3 protein-coding genes and 1 pseudogene are annotated in these 3,411 nt (G+C 47.2%); 3 read left to right on the top strand and 1 reads right to left on the bottom strand.

Translation table 11 applies throughout. The annotated features are described in order from the left end of the window. Positions 1-325, top strand: a 325-nt coding sequence (locus AB204_RS18330; protein WP_047964825.1) for an integrase domain-containing protein, incomplete at its 5' end; no start/stop codon positions are given. Between the two features lie 397 nt (positions 326-722). On the opposite strand, the gene AB204_RS18325 is transcribed toward AB204_RS18330, so the two are convergent. Next, positions 723-1,979 carry an alpha/beta fold hydrolase gene (locus AB204_RS18325; protein ID WP_047964824.1) on the bottom strand — a complete coding sequence of 419 codons (1,257 nt, stop codon included), beginning with the start codon at positions 1,977-1,979 and terminating at the stop codon, positions 723-725. A gap of 142 nt (positions 1,980-2,121) precedes the next feature. Here AB204_RS18325 and AB204_RS23640 point away from each other — a divergent pair. Then, positions 2,122-2,295: pseudogene (locus AB204_RS23640) on the top strand (LysR family transcriptional regulator); the annotation flags it as partial. Between the two features lie 36 nt (positions 2,296-2,331). After that, a complete protein-coding gene (locus AB204_RS18320; RefSeq protein WP_235428137.1) occupies positions 2,332-2,997 on the top strand; it encodes a LysR substrate-binding domain-containing protein in 666 nt (221 codons plus the stop codon). Positions 2,998-3,411 lie beyond the last annotated feature (414 nt).

Here is a 3,411-nt window from a genome sequence, read left to right as displayed (position 1 = left end):
CATATTGGATCGGGCAGCGCTGCAACATGCCATTGCTTATGCCGAGCGAGAGCAGGCAGAGCGGGGTGGAAAACTGATTGATAAACCGACGATCACGCAGGCCATAGACCGTTACCGCTATATTGTCAGAAGCTCAGGACTGGCGGGTAAGAATGCCCCGCACAGTATGCGCTACCATTTTGCCCAGCAATCCGGTGAATATTACACCGCGCAGGGATTCAGTGAGCGGGAAGCGCTGGCCTTGGCATCAATGGATTTGGGGCACGGTGATGGACGTGGGCGCTATATCCGGCAGGTGTATTACCAGAAAGGTGAGGCGGAATGACACTATTTTCCCTGATAAAAGATAATTATCTGGATTAATCGCTACCCTACCTGACCGTCAGCTATGAGCGAAGTATATACATTCACACCCTGATAATTACACTATCAGGTGATTCAGGGTATGCGCTTACTGGTTACGAATATTGAGCGAGAATCATTCGATGATCACCTCTTTTCTTTCGAAGAGCGTGGAATGCATACCAATCCCCAATAAACAGGAGTTGGTGATGGCTACGATAGATCAGTTTGCTGCCCACGTTGGCTTGGACTGGGCAGATAAAAAGCTTGCCGAATGTCTCAGGGCGTGAAGCGGACGTCTGCCAGAAAACTATTCCTGACTACCGTCGCCCCTACCCAGAAAATTTTATCTCTATGATAGACACTGAAAAGTGAGGGTATTAGTGATAATTAGAACATTCCATTTTCAGGAATTCAGCAATCGCAGCCGTGACTGCCTGTGCAGCTTCAGTTGGAGGGTGATGACCTGTTCTCGCCAGAATGAGTATACTGGCCTCAGGGATCAGGGTAGCTATCTCCTGACTCAGTTCAACAGGTGTTGCAGTGTCCTGTTCCCCACAGATGATCAATGTCGGAGCACAAATGTTAGCCAGTAGTTCCGTTATATCACCCCGTTCAAAAACCGCTGCATCTAATGCAAGCGCTAATCCTGAGCGATTGTGAGACAGCATAATATGGCGCTCTCGGGCGGCCTCTCCCTGATTATTCTGCAACCACTCTTCACTATTGATATGACCCTGAATTTTTTTAAATAAATCTTCACGCGCATGTTCTGAACCGGTGAGCAGAATTTCACGCTGCCTGCGCCAGTTTTGCAGACGTTCAGGGAATTCCGCTCTAGCACTGGTGCCGATCAGAACCAATCCGGAAACCAGTTGCGGATAATGGGCTGCAAGTCTGATGGCGACCATTCCACCCTGACTCTGTCCAATGAATGTCACTTTGCCTAGATTCAGTTCCTGAATCATTAACGCCAAATCCCTGCTCAGATCGTCAAGTTTCCAACCAGCGGGATCGTATTCGCTCAAGCCGTGTCCCGGCATGTCCAAGACTATACAACGATACGACTTACTCAGGACCTGGAATTGTGCAGAGAAAATTTCATGATTTGCGAACAATCCGTGAGCAAAAATAAGCGTCGGTCCTTCGCCAACATCGCGGTAACGATACAGAGTGTGATTAATTCTAACCTGCTGAAGCTGCCATTCATCACTGGCATCAAAAGCCCTGCTAAGTAGAGCTGAATCTTCAAACATTTGATAATGCGTGATTTTCGACCCTGATACCTTAAAGTGAATGATCATATCGCTGCCAACCGCATTTCCTGTACTCAGTACGATATGACGAAAACTCCCCAGTACCAGAACGCTGTCATTATGGGCAATAATTTCACTGATGGAAAAATCCAGTGGCCTGAAGCTCTGCGGGAAATTTTGCAACCAGCGTCTGACTCGACCCGGCCCCTTTAACAGCCCAACGGTAGACACCCTTGGCTCACCATCGATATGCCACACGACATTGTCATCAAGCAGGCTGACGATGTCATCCACCTTTCCTTGAGCAAATGCTGCAAGATAAGCTTCGACAGTCTTTCTTGCACTCAGCCCCTGTATATCATGAGTATTTGTTGCTTCCATCTTATTGTGCCTATTCAAGAAATAATGAGTTGTCACTGGCAAATGCCATGATGAAGAGTCTATTTGTTCCATATTCTGAAAACTACAGATAAAATCGGCTAATCATTTTCCAAAAATAGAAATCTGCAGGCGTGAAATAAGTATGGACTGGAATGATTTACGCTTCTTTTTGGAAGTCGCGCGAACAAATAGCCTCACCAAAACTGCCATTAAGCTGAAGGTCAGCCAGTCAACAGTTTCAAGAAGGATTAGCGCGCTTGAAAGCAGTTTACAGACCTGCCTGTTCCTCCATCATCAAACTGGGTACTTTCTTACCGATGCTGGCCAAGAAGTTCTCAGATATGCTGAAGAGGTGGAAGGCAAGGTAGGAACACTGGAGAAAAAAATCTCTGGACGGGATCTGACTCCTGCCGGAACAGTACGCTTGGCTACAGCAGTAACACTGGCAAACCACCTGATTATTCCTGCGTTACCACGCTTCAGGGCCTGTTATCCCGACATCATGCTGGAGCTCATCACAGGTGTAAACACCGTCTCAGTAGTACGAAATGATGCCGATATTGCACTTCGACTTGTCCGTCCTGAGCAGAATTCCCTGAAGATACGAAAGGTAGGTGTTGTGGCATCTGCGGTGTACGGTTCAGAAACCTATCTCCGCGAGCATCCTGTGCCCGCAGATAACCCGATATTAGGCCGGAGTTTTATCACATGGGACAAGTCGTTCAGCCACCTCCCTTCTGCCAGATGGCTCAATGAACACTTCCCAGACAGAACGTCGACATTGGCCTCGACCAGCCTTGTAACACAGATTGCTGCAATAAAAGCTGGTCTGGGACTGGCAGTTTTACCCTGCTTCATTGCCACGCAGAACAGCGATCTGGTGGAAGTCATCCATACACAACATGTGTTTTCTGAAGACCTCTGGTTGGTCAGTCATACCGACCTAATCGCATCTTCACGGATCAGGGTAGTGGCTGACTTTTTAATGAAAATCATCGCTGAAGCTCATCTGGCATGACCTTGCAACATTAGTGTGATCCCTCCCTATGAATGACTATATTTGGCACAAGGCACAAAGCCGACTGTTTGATTAGATCTCGCAGATCATCAATAGTGTCAGATCGAGTCTTATTTGGTACATCGCTTTTGTCCAAAAGTGAGTTAGAGCAAGTTGCCTGATTTGGTCACACCATAAAATTGGAACGGGTAGATTGCATTCTAATCAATTCAAATAACGCCATCGCGCTTCTGACATTATTTTTTGTCTCGGAAAATGAATTACGCATTGACCTTATGATTTCCATTCATTAGCGTGGTCAGGCTTATTGATGATCTGGTCGCTTGTGAGGATCACCTTCGGGCAGCGACGCCAACACTCCCGTAGCCTGCAAGGGAGTACACACTGTGTGGTACATCTGCCCACCTTTGGAAG

Origin of the sequence: Xenorhabdus khoisanae (assembly GCF_001037465.1) — a bacterium.
Lineage (GTDB): Bacteria > Pseudomonadota > Gammaproteobacteria > Enterobacterales > Enterobacteriaceae > Xenorhabdus > Xenorhabdus khoisanae.
This window is presented reverse-complemented; position numbering and strand designations above follow the sequence as displayed.